1 protein-coding gene and 1 pseudogene are annotated in these 1,906 nt (G+C 62.6%); both read right to left on the bottom strand.

Annotated elements, in window-relative coordinates; genetic code table 11:
• Positions 1–393, bottom strand: a pseudogene (locus tag EN906_RS32505) (ABC transporter permease); the annotation flags it as partial.
• A gap of 8 nt (positions 394–401) precedes the next feature.
• A partial coding sequence (locus tag EN906_RS32500) for a sugar ABC transporter ATP-binding protein (protein ID WP_164777540.1) occupies positions 402–1,906 on the bottom strand: 1,505 nt, incomplete at its 5' end.

The following is a 1,906-nucleotide window of genomic DNA, read 5'->3' as shown; positions in this document are numbered from 1 at the left end:
GTACTGCGTCGACAGCGTCGCGATGATCGGATGGACGTTGAAGCGGGTGATCGCCAGGCCGTTGGTCAGCCCGATGAGTGCCGCCAGCACGAAGACCGCCGGGATCAGCACGATCGCCGGCTGGTCGAGCGCCAGCACCGCGGTGGTGAAGCTGATGACCGAACCGACCGACAGGTCGAGCCCGCCGATGAGCACGACGACGAGCTGTCCGATCGCCGCGATGATCAGCGGCATCGCCTGGGCTACCAGGTTGAAGAGGTTTTCGGCCGTGGCGAACTGTGTCGTCTCGACGGCCAGCCACAGCGAAATGAGCAAGGCGACCAGAAGCGGCAGGCCCCACAGGCCTTGCCGGGTGTTCCGGCCACTCAGGATGTTGAAAAGCGAACGATGCATGGAGGCCCCTAATGCTGGCGCGTGGAACCGCCCATCAGGGCCGCGTCGAGGATCTTGTGTTCTGTCGCCTGCGCTGCCGGCATTTCGGCAACGATGGTATCGTCGTGGACGACGTAGATGCGATCGCAGAGCCCGATCAACTCGATCGTCTCACGCGACAGCACCAGCACGGCGCCGCCCTTGGCGGTAAAGTCGCGCAGCAGGTGGTAGATCTCGGACTTGGCGCCGATGTCGACTCCGCGGGTCGGCTCCTCGACCAGCAGAAGATCGAGATCGGCGGCCAGGTAGCGGCCGAGCAGAACCTTTTGCTGGTTGCCGCCGGACAGGGAGCCGACCGGCGCGGACGGCCCTGCCGCCTTTATGTTCATGACCTCCATCATGCGGGCGATCACGTTTCGATACGGCCGCGCCGCCGCGAGTTCGGATCGCCTCGAATGCAATCCGATGGCGATGTTGTGGGCGATCGGCAAAGCGAGGAAGAGCCCCTCTTCCTTGCGGTCCTCGGGAACGAAGCCGACCCTCAGCTGCTGCAAATGGCGAACGCCTGATGATGGCGGGAGCGGCATTTTCAGCGCTTTGCCGTTGACGGAAATCGTCCCGGCGGAGGGATGATAGCGGCCGATCAGCGATCTCAGGAAGCGCTGCTGGCCCTGTCCCTCCAGGCCGGCCAGGGCGACGATCTCGCCCTTGTGCAATGTCAGCGACAGCGGCCGCGATGTCTCGGTGATCCTCAGGTTCTCGACGCGCAGGATCTCGTCGCCTTTGTTATCAGTACGATCGGGAAAAAGGTCCTGGAGTTCGCGTCCGACCATCATGGCGATGAGTTCGTCGGTGGTGATCTCGGACACCATTCTTGTGCCGACCAGTGCGCCGTCCTTCAGCACCGTCACCGTGTCGCACAGCTCGAATATCTCCTCCATGCGATGCGAGATGTAGACGATGGCTTTTCCCTTATCGCGCAGCCGGCGGATGTTGCGGTTGAGCACATCGACATCGGCTGCGTTGAGCGCCGCCGTCGGCTCGTCGAGGATGAGCACGCTGGCGTCCGCCTGGATGCAATGCGCGATCTCGACGAATTGCCGCTCGGCTATGGTCAGGTTTGAAACGAGTTGCGACGGGTCGAGCGTGAGGCCGAGTTCGCCAAGCGCCTTGGCGGTCTGGCTGCTCATCACCCGATAATCGATCGAGCCGAACCGTGTCGTCGGCTCCCGGCCGAGAAACATGTTCTCGGCGATCGACAGATTGGGCAGCAGCGAATGCTCCTGGAAAACGGTCGAAATGCCGGCATCGAGTGCGGCTCGCGGCGATTTCAGATCGAGCTTCTCCCCGTTCATGAAGATCTCACCGGAATCGGGCTGATGCACGCCCGCCAGGATCTTCATCAACGTCGATTTGCCGGCGCCGTTCTCGCCCATCAGGGCGTGGACGCTGCCCGCCTTGAGATCGAGGGAAACGGAATGGAGCGCCCTGCTCCCTCCGAACGCCTTCGAAATGTGGGACATCTCGATAAGAT

Source organism: Mesorhizobium sp. M7A.F.Ca.CA.004.06.1.1, assembly GCF_003999135.1.
Taxonomy (GTDB): domain Bacteria; phylum Pseudomonadota; class Alphaproteobacteria; order Rhizobiales; family Rhizobiaceae; genus Mesorhizobium.
This window is presented reverse-complemented; position numbering and strand designations above follow the sequence as displayed.